The following is an 18456-nucleotide window of genomic DNA, read 5'->3' as shown; positions in this document are numbered from 1 at the left end:
CCGCTGTGGCGGACCTGATCACAAGCCAACTGGAGTCTCGAACATGCGTAAAACCCTGCTCGCTTTCGCTGTGCTGCTGGGCTTCTCCGGCGCCGCCATGGCCCACGAATACGAGGCCGGCCACCTGCACATCGACCACCCCTGGTCGCTGCTGCTGCCGGCCAACTCGGTGAACGGCGCCGCCTACTTCATCGTGCAGAACCACGGCAAGGAGGCGGATCGCCTGCTCGGCGCCGACACCGACCGCGCCGCCAGTGCCGAGGTCCACCAGCACGTGGAGAAGGACGGCATGATGAAGATGCAGAAGGTCGAGGGGGTGGACATCCCCGCCGGCGGCAAGGTCGTCTTCGCGCCCGGCCAGTATCACCTGATGCTGTTCGGCCTGAAGAAGCCGCTCATCGATGGCGAGCGCTTCCCGCTGACGCTGCACTTCCAGAAGGCCGGTGACGTGAAGGTCGAGGTCGCGGTCCAGAAGGAAGCCCCGAAGGGCACCGACATGGGCCACGACATGCATGGCATGAACCACGAGTGATGAGCGATCGGCTCCTGCGCCCGCTGGTGTGGACGCAAGACGGCGAGTGGCTGCTGGGTTTCGACGGCAGCTACTCGAGCGACTCGATCCTGCGTATCGAGAGCGCTGCCGATGGTTTCATCCTGCGCGAGGAGCGTCTGGCCGAGACGCAGACCAAGCGCTACCCCTTTGCCGACCTGAAGGATGATGTCACGGCGGCCGACTGGACCGCCGTGGTCGTCGATGAGGAAGGCGAGCGCCTGGGCTTCGCCATTGCCCGCTATGAGATCTGGAATCGCCGCGCGGTATTGGACGACCTGTTCGTCCTCGCCGACGCGCGCGGGCAGGGCGTCGGCCGGCAATTGCTGGAAGGCTGCCTGGACTGGGCGCGCGGTACCGAGGCGCGCCACCTGTGGCTGGAAACCCAGAACCTCAACCTGCCGGCAGTGGGCTTCTACCGCTCCCGTGGCTTTACTCTCAGCGGGCTGTCCACCGATCTCTATGACCCGGCGCTGGTGCTGCCCGGGGAAATGGCGCTGTTCTTCAGCTACCCGCTGGCCTGAGTGCCGTGCGCGCCTGACGCGCCGCAAGAATCAGCGCGAAGCCGATGCAGTAGGCCAGTACGTCGAGCCAATCCGGCGTGGCGCCGAGCACGATGCGCAGTGCGCGATGGCCGATCTGCCAGTGGAAGGTCGCCGCGAGGTACTGGCCGAGCTCGATGATCAAGCCGCAGGCCAGTGCCGCACCTGCCAGCCATGACGCCGGCGCATCCAGCACGGCGCGCAGCAGGCAATACAGCCAGATCACCGCCAGCACGTCGCCGCCGAAACCGCGCAGCCAGCCGAGGTTCGCCCCGGCCGTGGCCAGCCAGACGAGCACGACGAACCCGAGCAGCGCGAAGATCGCGTTGCGTCCCTCGAAACGAAGCCGCATCAGGGCTTGAAGGCGCCGATGAAGATCGCCGGATCGACGCGGGCGTCGTTCAGGCTGACGTTCCAGTGCATGTGCGGCCCGGTGGCGCGACCGGTAGCGCCGACACGGCCGACCACGCCACCGCGCGGTATTGCGTCGCCGAGCTTCACGTCGATCTTCGACATGTGGCAGAACATGCTGATGAAGCCCTGGCCATGATCGACGAACACGGTGTTGCCGTTGAAGAAGTAGTTGCCGATCAGGATGACCTTGCCGGCGGCCGGCGACTTGATCGGGGTGCCGGCGGGCACGGCAAAGTCCAGCCCGGAGTGCGGGTTGCGCTCCTCGCCGTTGAAGAAGCGGCGCAGGCCGAAGGGGCTGGAAAGCGGGCCGTTGACCGGTTTGTCCAGCACCAGGTTGCTCGGCGTGCCGGGGCTGAAGCTGCGGTAGGCGGCGGTCTGCTCGGCCAGCTCGCGGTTGATACGCTTGAGGTCTTCGGGCAGCGGGTTCACCTGGCGGGTGTTCTTCAGGGTGATGCGCTGCTCCTTGTAGTGCTTGCTGCCCACGCTGAAACCGAGGTTGCGGCTGGCGCCGGCCTGCTTAACGACGACCTGCTGGCTGCCGGCCTTGGCAGTCAGCGGGATACCGACGATGGCAATCCAGTCGCGGCCTTCCTCGCGCACCACCAGCACCGGTTTGCCCTGGTAGGTGGCGGTCGGAACGGCGGCGTCCTGGCCCAGCTGGACCACGGCGACGCCGCCGGGCACGGGCTTGTTCAGGGTGCGGCTGATGAAGCCTTCGGCGTGGGCGGTCAGGGTGAATAGAGAGGCAATGAGCAGGCAGGGGAATCGGAACATGGCGCTATCCGTGGACGAGTCGGCGGACGAAGCGCGCAGTCTACACGGGCCGCTGCGGCGGGCGCGGAGATTTCGTCGAAAGCGGAATCCAGTTGTGCAGCAGACCAATCCATCCTACAAAAGCAGCTGCTAGCGGCGCAGCCCTTCCAGTTGCTGGCGCCACAGCTGCTCCAGCGACTGCACCTGCGCCGGGCCATAGATGGCGTGAGGCTTGCCCAGGTGCGCCGCCCACAGCTGGTCGCCATAGTCGTAGTGCCACCATTCGCTGGAGAGGTTGCTGAAGCCCGCCGCCAGCATGGCGTTGAACAGCATCCGGCGGTTGTCGCGCGCGCGGCGCTGGGCTTCGTCGGGCTTGGCGATCTCTTCGTAATGGCGGGTGTAGGAGCGCGGCGTTGCCTCGTCGAACAGGCTGCCCATGTCCAACCAGCGGCCTTCGCTGTTGCACAGGGTCAGGTCGATGGCACCGCCGGTGAGGTGCGGGCTGGGCGATTCGGCGCGGGTGCTGGGCGGCGCGACGAATTCGCGGGTGCGCCGGGTCAGCTCGCGGGGATCGGCGTCCGGCTCGTGCTGATGGAGAATGTCGTAGAGCGTGTCGTACAGGTGTTGCTGCACCGCGAAGGGCCGCCAGGCATCGAGGATCACCAGGCGGATGCCGTCCGGCAACAGGCTCGCGGCATGCAGCAGGCGCTCGAAGACTTCCGTGCGCGCGTAGCACTCCGGCTGCGCGTTCGGCACGCCCAGGCGGTGATACGCTGGCCACACCGCGAAGCCGGTGGCGATGCCCAGCGCCTGCAACGGCTGGTTGCACTCAACGATGGGCACACGGAAGGCTTCAGCCCAGTCCGGATCGGGTTGCGGCAGGATCGGCGCGAGCAGGTCGGTCATCGTTGATCAGTCCAGCAGGGAAAGAGTGACGGGCGCCTGGTGGTTGTCCTCCACGCGGACTTCCAGTTCGCCGTCGCCCAGCCTGGCCTTGAGGCGCTGGCCGTTCTTCGTCTGTGCCGCGCTGCGGATCGCCTGGCCCTTGTCATCCAGCAGGATGCTGTAGCCACGGCCGAGGGTCGCCAGCGGGCTGACGATGTGCAGCGTCTGCATCAGGCCGTCCAGGCGCTGGCGCTGCTCGCGCAGGATCGCGTTGGTGGCGCGGGGCAGGCGGGCGCTGAGGTTTTCCAGGCGCTGGCGCAGCAGCGCCAGATTGCGGCCGGGGTGCTGTGCGGCAAGGCGGGTGTCCAGCCGTGCGACGCGCTCCTGGCGGATGTGCAGCTGGCGCTCGAAGGCGCGGCGCAGGCGCATGTCCAGGTCGTCCAGGCGCTGGGACTGCTGGCGCAGACGCTCGCCGGGGTGGCGCAGGTGCCGCGCGCAGCCTTCCAGGCGCAGGCGCTCGCGGGTCAGGCGGTCCTGGATGCGCAGGATCAGCCGGCGACGCAGGCTGTCCAGGCGCTGCTGCAGGTCGCCACTGTGGGGCGCCAGCAGCTCGGCGGCCGCCGAGGGCGTGGGCGCGCGCACGTCGGCGACGAAATCGCTGATGGAGACATCGGTCTCATGGCCCACGGCGCTGACGATGGGCGTCACGCAGGCGGCGATGGCGCGGGCCACCGGTTCCTCGTTGAAGCACCAGAGGTCTTCCAGCGAGCCGCCGCCACGGGCCAGGATCAGCGCGTCGAAGCCCTGGGCGTCGGCCAGCTTCAGTGCACGGACGATTTGCCCGATGGCCTCGCGGCCCTGCACGGCGGTCGGGATCAGGGTCAGTTCGACCTGCGGCGCACGGCGGCGGAACACGCTGATGATGTCGCGGATCACCGCGCCGGTGGGCGAGCTGACGATGCCGATGCGCCGGGGATGGGCGGGCAGTTGCTGCTTGCGTTCGGCGGCGAACAGGCCCTCGGCGGCGAGCTTTTCCTTCAAGGCCTCGAAGGCCAGGCGCAATGCGCCGTCACCGGCCGGTTCGAGCGCATCGGCAATCAACTGGTAGTCGCCGCGCCCCTCGAACAGCGAGACCTTGCCGCGCACCCGCACGGCCAGGCCGTCGCGCAGGGCCTGGCGCACGCGCAGGGCGTTCTGACGGAACAGCGCGCAGCGCACCTGGGCGTTGCTGTCCTTGAGGGTGAAGTACATATGCCCGGACGCAGGCCGCGCGAGGTTGGAGATCTCGCCCTCGACCCAGACCTGCGGGAACACGTCCTCCAGCAGGTGGCGGGCGCGCTGGTTGAGCTGGCTGACGGTCAGAACCTCGCGGTCGAGGCCCAGCCGTTGGAAGGGATCATTCTGCATGGCGAAGGATGATAAGCGCGCCCGCGGACAGGGGCCAGCGCACGAGGTCCATGAATGCTTCATTCAGATCGTCCGGTTGCGTTGAGCCGGACCCACTGACTGAGATATAATGCCGCGCTTCCATTTTTCCCGATCGGGAGCCCCCGCCATGCTGCGCATCAGCCAAGAAGCCCTCACTTTCGACGACGTCCTCCTGATTCCAGGTTATTCGGAAGTCCTGCCCAAGGACGTGAGTCTCAAGACTCGTCTGACCCGTGGCATCGAACTGAACATCCCGCTGGTGTCCGCCGCGATGGATACCGTGACCGAAGCCCGCCTGGCCATCGCCATGGCGCAGGAAGGCGGCATCGGCATCATCCACAAGAACATGAGCATCGAGCAGCAGGCCGCCGAGGTCCGCAAGGTCAAGAAGCACGAGACTGCCATCGTTCGCGACCCGGTCACCGTGACCCCCTCGACCAAGATCATCGAGCTGCTGCAGATCGCCCGCGAATACGGCTTCTCCGGCTTCCCGGTGGTGGAAGAGGGTGAGCTGGTCGGCATCGTTACCGGCCGCGACCTGCGCGTGAAGCCGAACGTCGGCGACAGCGTTTCCGCGATCATGACCCCGAAGGAAAAGCTGGTCACCGCCCGTGAAGGCACTGCCCTGGAAGAAATCAAGGCGGCCCTCTACGAGAACCGCATCGAGAAGATGCTGGTGGTGGACGAGAAGTTCCGCCTCACCGGTCTGGTGACCTTCCGTGACATCGAGAAGGCCAAGACCTACCCGCTGGCTTCCAAGGACGACCTGGGCCGTCTGCGCGTCGGCGCTGCCGTCGGCACCGGCGCCGACACCGGCGAGCGTGTTTCCGCCCTGGTCGCCGCTGGCGTTGACGTGGTCGTCGTCGACACCGCCCATGGCCACTCCAAAGGCGTGATCGACCGCGTGCGCTGGGTGAAGGAAACCTTCCCGCAGGTACAGGTCATCGGCGGCAACATCGCCACCGGCGAAGCGGCCAAGGCGCTGGCTGACGCCGGCGCCGACGCCGTGAAAGTCGGCATCGGCCCGGGCTCCATCTGCACCACCCGCATCGTCGCAGGTGTCGGCGTGCCGCAGATCTCCGCCATCGCCAACGTCGCCGCAGCCCTGGAAGGCACCGGCGTTCCGCTGATCGCCGACGGCGGCATCCGCTTCTCCGGCGACCTGGCCAAGGCCATGGTGGCTGGCGCCTACTGCGTGATGATGGGTTCGATGTTCGCCGGTACCGAAGAGGCTCCGGGCGAGATCGAGCTGTTCCAGGGCCGCTCCTACAAGTCCTACCGTGGCATGGGCTCGCTGGGCGCCATGGCCGGCTCCACCGGTTCCTCCGACCGCTACTTCCAGGACGCCTCCGCTGGCGCCGAGAAGCTGGTGCCCGAAGGCATCGAAGGCCGCGTGCCCTATAAAGGCCAGCTGACCGCCATCGTCCACCAGCTGATGGGTGGCCTGCGCGCCGCCATGGGCTACACCGGCAGCGCCGATATCCAGGACATGCGCACCAAGCCGCAGTTCGTGCGCATCACCGGCGCCGGCATGGCCGAGTCCCACGTCCACGATGTGCAGATCACCAAGGAAGCCCCGAACTACCGCGTAGGTTGAGGGTTTTCGGTTAATGAGTCGGACACGGGGCTGCTTGATACAGCCCCGTGTCGTTTAAGAATTTCGCTACGAGAGATGGCCATGGCCCAAGACATTCACGCTCACCGGATACTGATCCTCGACTTCGGCTCCCAGTACACCCAGCTGATCGCCCGCCGCGTCCGCGAGATCGGCGTGTACTGCGAGATCCATCCGTTCGACATGAGCGACGACGAGGTTCGCGCCTTCGCCCCGCGTGGCATCATCCTGGCCGGCGGCCCGGAGTCGGTGCACGAAGCCAACAGCCCGCGCGCGCCGCAGGCCGTGTTCGACCTGAAGGTGCCGCTGTTCGGCATCTGCTACGGCATGCAGACCATGGCTGAGCAGATGGGCGGCAAGGTGCTGGGCTCTGACCTGCGCGAGTTCGGCTACGCCCGCGTCGACGTGGTCGGCAAGGCCCGCCTGCTGGACGGCATCGAAGATCACGTTGACGAAGACGGCGTGTTCGGCCTCGACGTGTGGATGAGCCACGGCGACAAGGTCACCGAGATCCCGGCCGGCTTCCACATCCTCGCCAGCACCCCGAGCTGCCCGATCGCTGCCATGGCCGACGATGCCCGCGGCTACTACGGCGTGCAGTTCCACCCGGAAGTGACCCACACCAAGCAGGGCGGTCGCATCCTCTCCCGCTTCGTGCTGGACATCTGCGGCTGCGAAGCCCTGTGGACCCCGTCCAACATCGTCAACGACGCCATCGCCACCGTGCGCGCCCAGGTCGGCAACTCCAAGGTGCTGCTCGGCCTGTCCGGCGGTGTCGACTCCTCGGTAGTCGCGGCGCTGCTGCACAAGGCCATCGGCGACCAGCTGACCTGCGTCTTCGTCGACAACGGCCTGCTGCGCCTGCACGAGGGTGACCAGGTGATGGCCATGTTCGCCGAGAACATGGGCGTCAAGGTCATCCGCGCCAACGCCGAAGAGCTGTTCCTCGGCCGCCTGGCTGGCGTCAGCGACCCGGAGCAGAAGCGCAAGATCATCGGCAAGACCTTCATCGAGGTCTTCGACCAGGAAGCCACCAAGCTGCAGGACGTGAAGTTCCTTGCCCAGGGCACCATCTACCCCGACGTGATCGAGTCGGCCGGCGCCAAGACCGGCAAGGCCCACGTGATCAAGTCGCACCACAACGTCGGCGGCCTGCCCGAAGACATGCAGTTCGAACTGGTCGAGCCGCTGCGCGAGCTGTTCAAGGATGAAGTCCGCAAGATCGGCCTGGAACTGGGCCTGCCCTACGACATGGTCTACCGCCACCCGTTCCCCGGCCCGGGCCTGGGCGTGCGCATCCTCGGCGAGGTGAAGAAGGAGTACGCCGACCTGCTGCGTCGCGCGGACCACATCTTCATCGAAGAGCTGCGCAACTTCGACTGGTACCACAAGACCAGCCAGGCCTTCGTGGTGTTCCAGCCGGTGAAATCCGTCGGCGTGGTCGGCGATGGCCGTCGCTACGCCTGGGTCGTCGCCCTGCGCGCCGTGGAAACCATCGACTTCATGACCGCTCGCTGGGCGCACCTGCCGTACGAGCTGCTGGAGAAGGTCTCGAACCGCATCATCAACGAGATCGAAGGTATCTCCCGCGTGACCTACGACGTGTCGAGCAAGCCGCCGGCGACCATCGAGTGGGAATGATCGGAGACGTTTAACGTTTCCTTAACGAAGGAAGCGGCACTCTCGCCGCTTTCTTCGGCGGGCGAGGACGGAAGCCCCGTCCTTGACCTGGCGCATGAGAGGCGTTAGCGCCTTCATGCACAGTTGCCATTGCCTTAGAGCAGCAGCCGGCCGCAAGAGCCTGGCGCCAGGCGCGAAACGCGCCAACCTCCGTGAAAGCCGATGGGGTCGCAAGTCCCTTGTTCGAAGTCCCTTGTTCGAGGATCTGGACCCATGTCGTTTACCCGTAGACAAGTACTCGGCGGCATCGCCGGCCTGGCCGTGCTCGGCCTCGGCGCCGGTGGTGCGCGCCTTTGGCTGGCGCGCCCGGAAGTCGCCGCCGAGCACGATTACGAACTGATCGCCGCGCCGCTGGACCTGGAGCTGGTGCCCGGCCACAAGACCCCTGGCCTGGGCTATGGCGGCCAGGCCCCCGGCGTGGAAATCCGCGCGCGCCAGGGCGACTGGCTGCGGGTGCGCTTCACCAACAAGCTGGACGAGCCGACCACTATCCATTGGCACGGCATCCGCCTGCCCATCGAGATGGACGGCGTGCCCTACATCTCGCAGCCGCCGGTGCAGCCGGGGGAGAGCTTCGTCTACCAGTTCAAGACGCCGGACGCCGGCAGCTACTGGTACCACCCGCACCTGATGAGCAGCGAGCAGCTGGGCCGCGGCCTGGTCGGGCCGCTGATCATCGACGAGCGCGAGCCGAGCGCGTTCACCCGCGAGAAGATCCTCTGCCTGAAGACCTGGCATGTGGACGAGGAGGGTAATTTCACGCCCTTCAGCGTACCGCGCGAGGCTGCACGCGAAGGCACTCGCGGGCGCCTGTCGACCATCAACGGCGAACGCACGCCGGTGATCGAATTGCCGGCCGGCGAGATTGTCCGGGTGCGAATCCTCAACGTCGACAACACCGTGACCTACCGCCTCAACCTGCCGGGTGCCGAGGCGAAGATCTACGCCATCGACGGCCATCCGGTGGAGCCGCGCGACTTCGGCAGGGGCCCGAACGACCAGTACTGGATCGGCCCGGGTATGCGTCTGGAGCTGGGCATCCGTGGCCCGGCGGAAGGGGCCGAGCTGTCGCTGCGCAACGGTCCGGTGCGCCTGGCGACCATCCGTGGCGTGGCCAACACCAAGGCGCCGACCGCGCAGTGGCCGGCTCCGTTGCCGCACAACCCGGTGGCCGAGCCGGACCTGAAGAACGCCGAGACCATCAACTTCAAATTCGAGTGGGTCGGTGCCATGTCCGACTACTCCAAGGGCCAGTCGGTGCCTTCGCTGTGGCAGATCAACGGCGTGGCCTGGCAGGGCGGAGAGGAGCACAAGCACAACGCACCGCCGCTGGCGAAGCTCAAGGAAGGCAACAGCTACATCTTCGTGCTGCGCAACATGACCCAGTACCAGCACCCGATCCACCTGCACGGCATGGCCTTCAAGGTGCTGGACTCCGATCGCCGGGACATCATCCCGTACTTCACCGACACCTACCTGCTGGGCAAGAATGAAACGGCACGCGTGGCGCTGGTGGCGGATAACCCCGGCCTGTGGATGTTCCACTGCCACGTGATCGATCACATGGAGACCGGCTTGATGGGAACCATCGCGGTGGGCGAGGCATGGTGCGGCTGACCAACAGCAAGGGGCACCCGACGGTGAAGGGACTGGTGCCGGTCATCGACCGCAGCCAGGATATCCCCTTCATGCGCGAAGCCATGGCGCTGGCCGAGCGGGGCGCGGCCCTGGGCGAGGTGCCGGTAGGGGCCGTGCTGGTGCTGGACGGGCAGATCATCGGTCGCGGTTTCAACCGGCCGATCACCTCATGCGATCCCAGCGCCCATGCCGAAATGGTCGCCATCCGCGAAGCCGCCGCCGCCGCGCAGAATTACCGGCTGCCCGGCAGCACCCTGTATGTGACGCTCGAGCCTTGCAGCATGTGCGCCGGCCTGCTGGTGCACTCACGCATCCAGCGCGTGGTGTTCGGCGCCACCGAGCCGAAGTCCGGTGTTGTGGTCAGTCGGGGCAACTTCTTCGAGCAGGACTTCCTCAATCACCGGGTGCTGGTGGAGGGCGGGGTGCTGGGGGAGGAGTGCAGCGCGATGTTGTCGGCTTTCTTCAAGGCGCGGCGCAAGGGCTCTCTGTAGGATCGAGGGGGACGCCCAGTCCTTGCTCGCGAACCCGCTCGGCCATGTGCAGCGCTTCGCCTATCGCGGACGGAGTCCGCTCCTGCCCAATGCTCGACATCCGCTTAGGAGCGGACTCCGTCCGCGATCGTTTCGATGTGGCAAGTCGGCGACGTCAGTTGGGGTCGAAGCCTCAGAGCTTCTGATCCCGCCCCTCGTCATCTTCGGGCTTGGTCTTGTTCACGCCCGGCAGGTGCAGGCCGCTTTCGGCGAGCTGGCCGCCTTCCATTTGCGGCTGGGTTACCCAGGTGAGGATGTCGTAGTAGCGGCGCACGTTCTGCACGAAGTGCACGGTCTCGCCGCCGCGCGCGTAGCCGTAGCGGGTCTTGCGGTAGTACTGCTTCTGCGCCAGGCGCGGCAGCATCTTCTTTACGTCGAGCCACTTGTTCGGATTCAGGCCTTCCTGCTCGGCCATCTTGCGCGCGTCGTCCAGGTGAGCGCCGCCAATGTTGTAGGCGGCCAGGGCGAACCACATGCGGTCCGGGTCCTTGATGCTGTCCGGCAACTCGTCCTTGATCTGCACGTAGTACTTGCTGCCGCCCTGGATGCTCTGCTTGGGGTCCAGGCGGTTGGCCACACCCATGGCCTGGGCGGTGCGGTTGGTCAGCATCATCAGGCCGCGCACGCCGGTCTTGGACGTCGCGTCGGGCTGCCACATGGACTCCTGGTAGCCGATGGCTGCCAGCAGACGCCAGTCGGCCTCGAGCTTGGTGCCGCTCTGGCGGAAGTGCTGTTCGTACTTGGGCAGACGTTGCTGCAGGTGCTGGGCGAAGGTGTACGCGCCAACGTAGCCCAGGACGTCCACGTGGCCGTAGTAGCGATCTTTCAGACGTTGCAGCAGGCCGTCCTGCTTGGCCTTGTCGAGGAAGGCGTTGACCTTCTCGATCAGGCTGTTGTCATCGCCGGCCGGCAGCGCCCAGGCCAGGCCCTTGGCATCGCCGAGGTCGAAGGCGACGCGGACGTTGGGGAAGTACACCTGGTTCATCGCCAGCTCGTTGGAATCCACCAGCGTCAGGTCGATCTCGCCCACATCCACCATGCGCAGCAGGTCAACCATTTCGTCGGCGTCGGATTCGCGGTATTCCAGCTTGGGGTACTGCTTCTTCAGCTCGGCCAGTTGCCCGGCATGGCTGCTGCCCTTCAAGACGACGATGCGCTTGCCCACCAGGTCTTCGGGGCGGGTAGGGCGCTGCGCACCGTTGCGGTAGACGACCTGCGGGGTGACGTCGAGATAGGAGTGCGAGTAGCGCACCTGGCCGTCACGCTCGCCGCCCGGCGTCAGGCCGGCGGCCGCCAGGTTCGGCCCGCCGTCGCGGCCGATGCGGTCGTAGAGGTCGTCGATGTTGTCGGCGGTTTCGATCTGCAGCTGCACGCCCAGGCTGTCGGCGAAACGTTTGGCCAGCTCGTATTCGAAGCCGGTATCGCCGTTGCGGTCCTGGAAGTAGGTGGCCGGACTGTTGCGGGTGATCACGCGCAGCACGCCGTCCTTCTGCACGCGCTCAAGGGCCGTCGGGGCTTTCGCCTCGCTACAGCCGGAAAGCAGCAGAAAGATACAGGTCGCCAAGATCCAGGCGGTGCAGCGCACACGGGACACAGTCAGGGCAAGCATCAGGGCAGTATACGCAAAGGCCGTTGTGCGCCATATCTCGACAGCTCGAAGCTTCTCTGCTAGCTGGGGTGCCGTTCGTCGGCATTTTTCCTGCTGAAGGCCGCTCGACTGGGATTTTTCCTAGGTCGCTCGAAGTCCTTCGAAGATGAATGGCGATTTCCGCCGCAGCAGCGGCAAGGAAGGTACTTGAAAGCTGCCGCCAAGCAACGCTTTACGGTAGAATGCACGGCCTCTGTGGGCCGGCCCGTCCGGCCCCACACACTTCCCCGTCTCCAGAGGCTGTTCCGACAATGCTGATCCTGCGCGGTGCTCCCGCCCTTTCCGCTTTCCGCCACGGCAAACTGCTCGACCTGCTGACCCAGCATGTACCCGCCGTCACCGGGCTGTATGCCGAGTTTGCGCACTTCGCCGAGGTCACCGGAGCCCTCAACGCCGAGGAAGAACAGGTCCTCGCCCGCCTGCTGAAATACGGTCCGAGCGTACCGGTACAGGAACCCGCCGGTCGCCTGTTCCTGGTGGTGCCGCGCTTCGGCACCATCTCGCCCTGGTCGAGCAAGGCGTCGGACATCGCCCGCAACTGCGGCCTGGCCAAGATCGAGCGCATCGAGCGCGGCATCGCCTACTACGTCAGCGGCGAGCTGAGCGAGGCCGACGCGCAAGCCGTCTCCGCCCGCCTGCATGACCGCATGACCCAGCTGGTCCTGAACCAGCTCGAAGAAGCTTCCGCCCTGTTCAGCCACGCCCAGCCCAAGCCGCTGACCGTGGTGGACATCCTCGCCGGCGGTCGCGCCGCGCTGGAGAAGGCCAACCTCGAGCTGGGCCTGGCCCTGGCCGAAGACGAGATCGACTACCTGGTGAAGAGTTTCGTCGAGTTGGGCCGCAACCCGCACGACGTCGAGCTGATGATGTTCGCCCAGGCCAACTCCGAACACTGCCGCCACAAGATCTTCAACGCCAGTTGGGACATCGACGGCCAGGCTCAGGACAAGAGCCTGTTCGGCATGATCAAGAACACCTATGAAATGCACCGCGAAGGCGTGCTGTCCGCGTACAAGGACAACGCCGCGGTGATGAAGGGCTTCGTCGCGGGGCGTTTCTACCCGAACGCCGAGACTCGCCAGTACGGCGCCAGCGAAGAGCCGGTGCACATCCTGATGAAGGTGGAGACCCACAACCACCCGACCGCCATTGCTCCCTTCCCCGGCGCCTCTACCGGCTCCGGCGGCGAGATCCGCGACGAAGGCGCGACCGGTCGTGGTGCGAAGCCGAAGGCCGGCCTGGTCGGCTTCACCGTCTCCAACCTGAACATCCCCGGTTTCGAGCAGCCCTGGGAAGTGCCCTACGGCAAGCCCGAGCGCATCGTCACCCCGCTGGACATCATGATCGAAGGCCCGCTGGGCGGTGCCGCGTTCAACAACGAATTCGGCCGTCCGAACCTGGCCGGTTACTTCCGTACCTTCGAACAGGCCATCGCCACACCGCGCGGTGAAGAAGTCCGTGGTTACCACAAGCCGATCATGATCGCCGGCGGCATGGGCAACATCCGCGAGGACCATGTGCAGAAGGGCGAGATCTCGGTCGGCGCCAAGCTGATCGTGCTCGGCGGCCCGGCCATGCTGATCGGCCTGGGCGGCGGTGCGGCTTCCTCCATGGCCACCGGCGCTTCCGCCGCTGACCTGGACTTCGCCTCGGTGCAGCGCGAGAACCCGGAAATGGAACGCCGCTGCCAGGAGGTCATCGACCGCTGCTGGCAGATGGGCGAGAACAACCCGATCAAGTTCATCCACGACGTGGGTGCGGGCGGCATCTCCAACGCCCTGCCGGAACTGATCAACGACGGCGGCCGTGGTGGCCGCTTCGAATTGCGCAACGTGCCCAACGACGAGCCCGGCATGAGCCCGCTGGAAATCTGGTGCAACGAGTCGCAGGAACGCTACGTGATGTCGGTGGACGCCGCCGACTTCGAGACCTTCAAGGCCATCTGCGAACGCGAGCGCTGCCCGTTTGCCGTGGTCGGCGAAGCCACGGAAGAGAAGCAACTCACCGTCGCCGACAGCCATTTCGGCAACAAGCCGGTGGACATGCCGCTGGAAGTGCTGCTCGGCAAGCCGCCGCGCATGCACCGTTCGGTCACCCGCGAAGCCGAGCTGGGCGATGACTTCGCTGCGGCCGGCCTGGACCTCGCCGAATCCACCGAGCGCGTGCTGCGCCACCCGGCCGTGGCCAGCAAGAACTTCCTGATCACCATCGGCGACCGCACCATCACCGGCCTGGTGGCCCGCGACCAGCTGGTCGGCCCGTGGCAGGTACCGGTGGCCGACTGCGCCGTCACCGCCACCAGCTTCGACGTCTACACCGGCGAAGCCATGGCCATGGGCGAGCGCACCCCGCTGGCCGTGATCGACGCTCCGGCTTCCGGCCGCATGGCGATCGGCGAGACCATCACCAACCTGGCCGCCGCGAGCATCGACAAGATCTCCGAAATCAAGCTCTCCGCCAACTGGATGGCCGCTGCCGGCCACCCGGGCGAGGACGCGCGCCTGTACGACACCGTCAAGGCTGTCGGCATGGAGCTATGCCCGGCACTGGGCATCACCATCCCGGTGGGCAAGGACTCCATGTCCATGAAGACCCGCTGGCAGGATGGCGACGCCGAGAAGAGCGTCACCTCGCCGATGTCGCTGATCATCTCCGGCTTTGCCCCGGTCAACGACGTGCGCAGGACCCTGACCCCGCAGCTGCGCCTGGACAAGGGCGAAACCGACCTGATCGTCATCGACCTGGGCCGTGGCAAGAACCGCATGGGCGGCTCCATCCTCGCCCAGGTCAATGGCCAGATCGGCCGCGCCGCTCCGGACGTCGACGACGCCGAAGACCTGAAAGCCTTCTTCGCCGTGATCCAGGGCCTGAACGCCGACGGCCACCTGCTGGCCTACCACGACCGTTCCGACGGCGGCCTGATGGCCACCGTGGTGGAAATGGCCTTCGCCGGTCATTGCGGCCTGGACCTGAACCTCGACGCGCTGGCCGAAAGCCGCGACGAGCTGGTTGCTGCGCTGTTCAACGAAGAGCTGGGTGCAGTCATCCAGGTTCGCAGCGCCGCCACTCCGGAAGTGCTGGCCCAGTTCAGTGCCGCCGGCCTGGAAGACTGCGTGGCGGTGATCGGCCAGCCGGTCAACGGCGCCGAGATCGACCTGGCCTTCAATGGCGAGCGTGTCTTCAACGCCCAGCGCCGCAACCTGCAGCGCATCTGGAGCGAGACCAGCTACCGTATCCAGCGCCTGCGCGACAACGTCGACTGCGCCGACCAGGAATTCGACGGTCTGCTCGACGAAGCCAACCCCGGCCTGTCGGTGAAGCTGACCTTCGACGTCAACGACAACATCGCCGCGCCCTACATCAAGAAAGGCGTGCGCCCGCAGATCGCGATCCTGCGCGAGCAGGGCGTCAACGGTCAGGTGGAAATGGCCGCGGCCTTTGACCGCGCCGGCTTTGCCGCCGTCGACGTGCACATGAGCGACATCCTCTCCGGCCGCACCAGCCTGGAGCAGTTCAAGGGCCTGGTGGCCTGCGGCGGCTTCTCCTATGGCGACGTACTGGGCGCCGGCGAAGGCTGGGCCAAGTCGATCCTGTTCAACGCCCGTGCCCGCGATGGCTTCCAGGCCTTCTTCGAGCGCAAGGACAGCTTCGCCCTCGGCGTGTGCAACGGTTGCCAGATGATGTCCAACCTGCACGAGCTGATCCCCGGCACCGAGTTCTGGCCGCACTTCGTGCGCAACCGCTCCGAGCAGTTCGAAGCGCGCGTGGCGATGGTCCAGGTGCAGGAATCGCAATCGATCTTCCTGCAGGGCATGGCCGGTTCGCGCCTGCCGATCGCTATCGCCCACGGCGAAGGCCATGCGGAGTTCGAGAGCGAGGAGGCGCTGCTGGAAGCCGACCTGTCCGGCACCGTGGCCCTGCGTTTCGTCGACAACCTGGGCAAGGTCACCGAAAGCTACCCGGCCAACCCGAACGGCTCGCCGCGTGGCATCACCGGCCTGACCAGCCGCGACGGCCGCGTCACCATCATGATGCCGCACCCGGAGCGGGTGTTCCGCGCCGTGCAGAACTCCTGGCGTCCGGACGAGTGGGAAGAGGACGGCGGCTGGATGCGCATGTTCCGCAATGCCCGCGTCTGGGTCGGCTGAGTCCGGTCCGATGCGATGCGTGAAAGGGGAAAGCTTCGGCTTTCCCCTTTTTCCTTGTGCCGTCCCTGGAGCAGAGCATCTTGGCTGAGGAGCAGAGGCTTCCGGAGGTTCGTGCGGTCGAGGCGGGACAGGTCCTGCGCCTGTGTCGTTGCGGGCAGTGCGCCTGCCTGCCGGATGCCGCAGCGAGCTGTGCCGACTCGCTGGAAGTGACGGTCGGGCGCGAGCGCCACCTGTTGCTCTGCCGTTGCGGGCTATCGATGAAACTGCCGTTCTGCGACGGCTCTCACGCGCCTGCTAAGCCGAGTCTGAAAGAACGCTGGCGACGCTTCAGTGGCAAGTGAGATCGAAGTCCGTCACAGATTTCGTACAAAGTCACTCACAGACGAACAAGCCAGATTCCCTGCGGTCGAACTTGCACCCTGACCCGTAAGTCATAAGAGGCAAAGTGCCACTATTTGTGGCAGCATTTGTCACCCGTGGCTCTCATTGTCATGGCTGTGTCCCTGTTTCGATCGGAGTCTCCGATGTACAAACTGTGTTTCTACGTTCCGGAAAGCCATCTGGAGCCGGTCAAGAAAGCGGTGTTCGCCGCCGGTGCAGGACGCATCGGTGCCTATGACAGCTGTTGCTGGCAGGCGCTCGGACAAGGACAGTTCCGCCCGTTGCAGGGCAGCAATCCGTTCATCGGCCAGGCCGGCAGCGTCGAGCAGGTCGCCGAATGGAAAGTCGAGATGGTCGTGGCCGACGAGTTGATTCATGACTCGGTGAAAGCCCTCAAGCAGGCCCACCCCTACGAAACGCCGGCCTTCGAGGTCTGGCGGCTGTCGGACATGGTGTTCTGAGCGAAAAAAGGCGCCCGCAGGCGCCTTTTTTCATGCTCGGGTATCAGTCGCGCAGATTGCCGAGGGATTGTCCCAGCGCTTCCGCGCGCGGTCCCACCAGTAGGTGGTAGATACCTTCCGATAGTTGGCTGATGCCCTGGCAACCCAGCCCGGTGAGGCGGCCTTGCTGCAACTGCTGGCCGTTCTTCACGGTTATCCGCAGACGCGTCAGCGCGACGGCCTCCACGCTCCGCAGATTGTCCCGGCCACCCAATGCCTGGAGCCATTCGCCGGCTTCCTGGGACGAGACGCGTTCCCCCGGTTGCTGGTCGTGATCCTCGCACACGGGTTGGGCTGCACTTTCCTGCAGGATGCCCACCGGCAGCGCTCGGCGGATCTCGTCGGCGATGCTGTCCGCTTCCGGGCCGACCACCACCTGCAGGCTGCCGGCCTTGCCGGGGCGGACTACGGCCAGGGCGCCCAGCGCCTTGAGCTGCGCGTCAGAGGCTTTGCCCCGGTCCGCCAGTTTCAGGCGCAGGCGGGTGGTGCAGGCATCCACGACCTCCAGGTTGGCGGCGCCGCCCAGCGCTTTGATGAAGGCCGGTGCGCGTTGTTCGGATGTGCTGGCGGTCGTCTCGCTCCCAATGTTCTCGTCGATTTCCTCGCGGCCGGGCGTCTTCAGCTGGAAGCGGCGGATGCAGAAATCGAACACGAAGTAGTAGGCGGCGGCGTAGCACAGGCCCAGCGGCCAGAGCATCCAGCCATTGGTGGACTTGCCCCAGCCCAGCGCCAGGTCGATGGCGCCCCCGGAGAAGGTGAAGCCCAGGCGGATGTTCAGCAGGTCGGTGATGGCCATCGACAGGCCGGTGAGCAGCGCGTGCAGCAGGTACAGCAGCGGCGCCAGGAACATGAAGGCGAACTCGATGGGCTCGGTCACGCCGGTGAGAAAGGCGGTCAGCGCCATCGACAGCAGCAGGCCGCCGACCAGCTTGCGCCGTTCCGGACGGGCATTGCGGTACATCGCCAGGCACGCGGCGGGGAGGCCGAACATCATCACCGGGAACATGCCGGCCATGAACTGGCCGCCCTTGGGATCGCCGGCGAAGTAGCGGGCGAGGTCGCCGGTGATCTGCCGGCCGGTTTCCGGATCGGTGAAGGCGCCGAAGACGAACCACATCAGGTTGTTGAGGATGTGATGCAGGCCGGTGACGATCAGCAGGCGGTTGAGCACGCCGAAGGCGAACGCGCCGAGGCTGCCGCTGCCCACCAGCAGGTTGCCCAGGTTGTCGATGACGTTCTGGACGGGCGGCCAGATCAGTCCGAACAGCACGCCCAGGCCCAGCGCGGCGAGACCAGTGACGATGGGCACGAAGCGCCGGCCGCCGAAGAACGCCAGGTACTGCGGCAGGGCGATGTCCTTGAAGCGGTTGTACAGCGTGCCGGCCACCAGCCCGCTGATGATCCCCGAGAGCACGCCCATGTTGATGTGGGGGTCGATGGCGTTGAGCGTCGACATCATCACCAGGTAGCCCACGGCGCCCGCCAGGCCGGCGGTGCCGTTGTTGTCGCGGGCGAAGCCGACGGAGATGCCGATGGCGAAGATCAATGCCAGGTTGGCGAAGATCGCGTTGCCGGCATCATGGATCAGCAGGATGTTCAGCAGGTCCTTGTCGCCCAGGCGCAGCAGCAGGCCGGCGATGGGCAGAATCGCGATCGGCAGCATCAGGGCGCGCCCAAGGCGCTGCAGGGTTTCGATGAAAGCGCCGTACAACTGCGCGAGCAGCTGGCGCGGGCCTTGTGCGGT

General features: G+C 66.1%; 15 protein-coding genes. 9 read left to right on the top strand and 6 right to left on the bottom strand.

Going from position 1 to position 18456, the window contains the following annotated elements; genetic code table 11:
- Positions 1-43 precede the first annotated feature (43 nt).
- Together MJ122_RS03945 and MJ122_RS03940 are read left to right on the top strand one after the other, a co-directional pair.
- Positions 44-532 carry a copper chaperone PCu(A)C gene (locus tag MJ122_RS03945; protein ID WP_239742415.1) on the top strand — a complete coding sequence of 163 codons (489 nt, stop codon included), beginning with the start codon at positions 44-46 and terminating at the stop codon, positions 530-532.
- Entirely contained in the window at positions 532-1074 is a 543-nt protein-coding gene (locus tag MJ122_RS03940) for a GNAT family N-acetyltransferase (RefSeq protein ID WP_239742413.1), read from the top strand. Before MJ122_RS03945 ends, MJ122_RS03940 begins: the two co-directional genes overlap by 1 nt.
- Here MJ122_RS03940 and MJ122_RS03935 read toward each other — a convergent pair.
- The 4 genes from MJ122_RS03935 to xseA all read right to left on the bottom strand — a co-directional run bounded on the left by MJ122_RS03935 (position 1055) and on the right by xseA (position 4551).
- Entirely contained in the window at positions 1055-1444 is a 390-nt protein-coding gene (locus MJ122_RS03935; protein WP_239742411.1) for a DUF2809 domain-containing protein, read from the bottom strand. The two genes, MJ122_RS03940 and MJ122_RS03935, sit on opposite strands and share 20 nt — an antisense overlap.
- Positions 1444-2280 carry a M23 family metallopeptidase gene (locus MJ122_RS03930; protein WP_239742409.1) on the bottom strand — a complete coding sequence of 279 codons (837 nt, stop codon included), beginning with the start codon at positions 2278-2280 and terminating at the stop codon, positions 1444-1446. The genes MJ122_RS03935 and MJ122_RS03930 overlap by 1 nt, the downstream gene beginning before the upstream one ends.
- A gap of 129 nt (positions 2281-2409) precedes the next feature.
- Positions 2410-3165 (bottom strand): M15 family metallopeptidase, encoded by a 756-nt coding sequence (locus MJ122_RS03925; protein WP_239742407.1) that lies wholly within the window; start codon positions 3163-3165, stop codon positions 2410-2412.
- Positions 3166-3171: 6 nt separating this feature from the next.
- A complete protein-coding gene (gene xseA / locus MJ122_RS03920; RefSeq protein ID WP_239742405.1) occupies positions 3172-4551 on the bottom strand; it encodes an exodeoxyribonuclease VII large subunit in 1380 nt (459 codons plus the stop codon).
- A 148-nt stretch (positions 4552-4699) separates the two neighbouring features.
- Here xseA and guaB point away from each other — a divergent pair, with 148 nt between their 5' ends.
- The 4 genes from guaB to tadA all read left to right on the top strand — a co-directional run bounded on the left by guaB (position 4700) and on the right by tadA (position 9996).
- Positions 4700-6169 (top strand): IMP dehydrogenase, encoded by a 1470-nt coding sequence (gene guaB / locus MJ122_RS03915; protein WP_088419656.1) that lies wholly within the window; start codon positions 4700-4702, stop codon positions 6167-6169.
- An 81-nt stretch (positions 6170-6250) separates the two neighbouring features.
- Complete coding sequence (gene guaA, locus MJ122_RS03910; protein WP_017522260.1) at positions 6251-7828, top strand: glutamine-hydrolyzing GMP synthase; 1578 nt, start codon at positions 6251-6253, stop codon at positions 7826-7828.
- A gap of 252 nt (positions 7829-8080) precedes the next feature.
- Positions 8081-9484: a multicopper oxidase family protein gene (locus MJ122_RS03905; protein ID WP_239742401.1), complete on the top strand. Its 1404-nt coding sequence runs from the start codon at positions 8081-8083 to the stop codon at positions 9482-9484.
- The gene (gene tadA / locus MJ122_RS03900) at positions 9475-9996 is read left to right on the top strand and encodes a tRNA adenosine(34) deaminase TadA (protein ID WP_239742822.1); all 522 of its coding nucleotides are present in this window, start codon (positions 9475-9477) and stop codon (positions 9994-9996) included. The genes MJ122_RS03905 and tadA overlap by 10 nt, the downstream gene beginning before the upstream one ends.
- 172 nt (positions 9997-10168) lie before the next feature.
- Here tadA and mltF read toward each other — a convergent pair whose 3' ends face one another.
- Positions 10169-11644 carry a membrane-bound lytic murein transglycosylase MltF gene (mltF, locus tag MJ122_RS03895; RefSeq protein WP_017522256.1) on the bottom strand — a complete coding sequence of 492 codons (1476 nt, stop codon included), beginning with the start codon at positions 11642-11644 and terminating at the stop codon, positions 10169-10171.
- A 290-nt stretch (positions 11645-11934) separates the two neighbouring features.
- On the opposite strand from mltF, the gene purL reads away from it, so the two are divergent.
- The 3 genes from purL (at position 11935) to MJ122_RS03880 (ending at position 16673) form a co-directional block, all read left to right on the top strand.
- On the top strand, positions 11935-15831 hold the full coding sequence (gene purL, locus MJ122_RS03890; protein WP_239742397.1) for a phosphoribosylformylglycinamidine synthase: 3897 nt from the start codon (positions 11935-11937) through the stop codon (positions 15829-15831).
- 56 nt (positions 15832-15887) lie between these two features.
- On the top strand, positions 15888-16172 hold the full coding sequence (locus MJ122_RS30010) for a CDGSH iron-sulfur domain-containing protein (RefSeq protein ID WP_345772972.1): 285 nt from the start codon (positions 15888-15890) through the stop codon (positions 16170-16172).
- A 183-nt stretch (positions 16173-16355) separates the two neighbouring features.
- Complete coding sequence (locus MJ122_RS03880) at positions 16356-16673, top strand: YqfO family protein (RefSeq protein WP_017522254.1); 318 nt, start codon at positions 16356-16358, stop codon at positions 16671-16673.
- 43 nt (positions 16674-16716) lie between these two features.
- Here MJ122_RS03880 and nagE read toward each other — a convergent pair whose 3' ends face one another.
- The gene (gene nagE, locus MJ122_RS03875) at positions 16717-18423 is read right to left on the bottom strand and encodes an N-acetylglucosamine-specific PTS transporter subunit IIBC (protein WP_275590591.1); all 1707 of its coding nucleotides are present in this window, start codon (positions 18421-18423) and stop codon (positions 16717-16719) included.
- Between the last annotated feature and the right edge of the window lie 33 nt (positions 18424-18456).

Source organism: Pseudomonas sp. DP-17, assembly GCF_022380625.1.
Taxonomy (GTDB): Bacteria; Pseudomonadota; Gammaproteobacteria; order Pseudomonadales; family Pseudomonadaceae; genus Pseudomonas; species Pseudomonas nitroreducens_A.
Note: the sequence above shows the minus strand (reverse complement) of the source record. Positions and strands in the feature narration are given on the sequence as shown.